Below are 2,009 nucleotides of genomic sequence, written 5' to 3'. Positions count from 1 at the left end.
TCCTGCTTTCATCATTTGGTAAAGGCCACATAAATACCGTTATAGAAAAACCGATGAAGGGGATCAAAATAAATGGGAAGTAAATTTCCTCAACTGCGAAGTACATTAGCAGCCCAAAACTTAATAAAGACAATGCGATAAGCTTCGCTTTCATATCAGCACCTTAGTGAACATAGCCGTGGAATCTTAGTTTCGAGGCCTGTTGGTTTGCAAAGTATGCAACCTCAAATCATCGCGCCTTGCTTGGTAGGCAAGGCCATCCTTAAGTTTTCTATCCTAAGATGAAACGACCTCGTTTTGAAAGTCTGTCTTGCGACGCACTGATTTTTTTGACGTTCAGGACAGGTCAGCTATCCGCAAGAAGGTAACGTTTTAGTTATTGCTCCATTAACGACTCCTAATGTCTATTTGCGAATGGAAAACCAATGTCCGCTTTTCATTCTTAGTACGTATTAACGCCTTGCCCATGGGCTTGAGGTGCGAAGCAACGCAACTCCAAAACCACGAAGTGGCTAGGCATGCGGCAAATTGTTATAGGGCTTATTCGTCAATACCAGCATCGCAATCGTTACATGAGTTAGTTGATTTGCCTGTACCAAGCCAGCCTGGGATATCGTTTACCCCAGACTCATTGTCTGCTTTTGTAAGCTTGATATCCATTTTTTGATTGCAAAGCCAGCAACCAATTAGTGGTAGAAGCCATATTTGTGTGTAACAGATAAGCATTTGCTTAGTACTAAATATAGAAAATTTTGAGACTTCAATAGAAGTTAAAATATTCCAGATTACTGTAAAGCAAGCGGCCATACTGGCTACAAATAAAATTAGCTTATCAATTGTTTCCATTTAAGACCTATAACGCCGGTAGCAAAGGCGAGCGTTAGAGAGTCCAGCCCGCGTTTTTTGCGGGCGATTTTTCCTACCCTTGTTATGCATTTTTTTGCACCTTACCCAAATAGATTAAAGGTAATGCGATAGCCACTACCAATGACCAAGTATAGATAAACGCAGCCGCTACAGCATGTATAGCTATTAGGTACATGGCTAGATTTTTTTGTTTGCCGAAAAGTAGAATTAGACCCGTTAAGATACAAGCAAAAATTGAAACCAAAGTAAAAATGAATAGCCAGCTACCTGACTCGCTTGGAGACAACGCGTACTTGGCAGATGATATTGCAAGCTGAACAGAATCTAGGCAGTCAGGCCGAGCAGAAAATAGAAACACCCACCATATGGCTATAAGAGCCACTGCACCTAACAAGCTTAATGTTCCTGCGATTTTGCTACCCATTGCGATCTCTTAGTGCATAACGCCGTGCTTTGCGGCGAGCGGCACGCAGCAGAGCGAGTCCAGCCCCGGGTGTTTTTCCCGGGGCGATGCAAGAGCACTTGGTTATATGAGTAACTCTTGCAACCCACCAAAGCTGCACGCTTAATTAATAACGACCCGATTTTACCGAGCCAACTACAAGCACAAAACTACTAAAATAAATAACTAAATAAAATCCCAGGGATTAGTAGCAACCAAAGAGTAAAAAACACGAAAGCTAACGTGTACTCTAACCAAGCTAAAACTGGGCTTCGTTTATGATGCTGCAACCTAATTTCTTCTCTATATGTTTTAGAAAATATCCATGGAAACCCCATATAGATAAATCTAAAGCTTGACCCTATTTCAGAGAAGAAATCGAATATGTCAAACATTCACAGCCCCACTTCTCATTGCATATAACAGTTAATTCTACGTACCCGATACGGGTATCACTTTTCAATTAGGTTAACACCTTCGGAAGGATCAATTCATTAATAATCATAGACTTATGAGACTTCCGTTTTTTCAAATTGCGCACACTCTTTAGCAAATGCGTACTGAATACGCATTTGCTAATTCATTACCTCCTTAAAATCAGAGCTTTATAAGAGTAAGCAGTGATACCCGCCGCTCGCGCGGTTATCACAGCCGACCTGTAGATATAATTTGAACCTACACAACTCGACCTCTCGAAGCA

2 protein-coding genes are annotated in these 2,009 nt (G+C 41.3%); both read right to left on the bottom strand.

Annotated features, from left to right (window positions below):
* Positions 1-540 precede the first annotated feature (540 nt).
* Positions 541-846, bottom strand: coding sequence for a hypothetical protein (locus A3762_RS10335; protein WP_068500639.1), 306 nt, complete (start codon positions 844-846; stop codon positions 541-543).
* Positions 847-928: 82 nt separating this feature from the next.
* Positions 929-1,291 carry a hypothetical protein gene (locus tag A3762_RS10330; protein WP_068502542.1) on the bottom strand — a complete coding sequence of 121 codons (363 nt, stop codon included), beginning with the start codon at positions 1,289-1,291 and terminating at the stop codon, positions 929-931.
* Positions 1,292-2,009: the final 718 nt, after the last annotated feature.

The organism is Oleiphilus sp. HI0125 (assembly GCF_001635355.1).
Note: the sequence above shows the minus strand (reverse complement) of the source record. Positions and strands in the feature narration are given on the sequence as shown.

What these genes read in the sequence shown, in the direction of transcription:
- A3762_RS10330 (WP_068502542.1), bottom strand. Translation starts at nt 1,291, where the DNA reads ATGGGTAGCAAAATCGCAGGAACATTAAGCTTGTTAGGTGCAGTGGCT.
- A3762_RS10335 (WP_068500639.1), bottom strand. Translation starts at nt 846, where the DNA reads ATGGAAACAATTGATAAGCTAATTTTATTTGTAGCCAGTATGGCCGCT.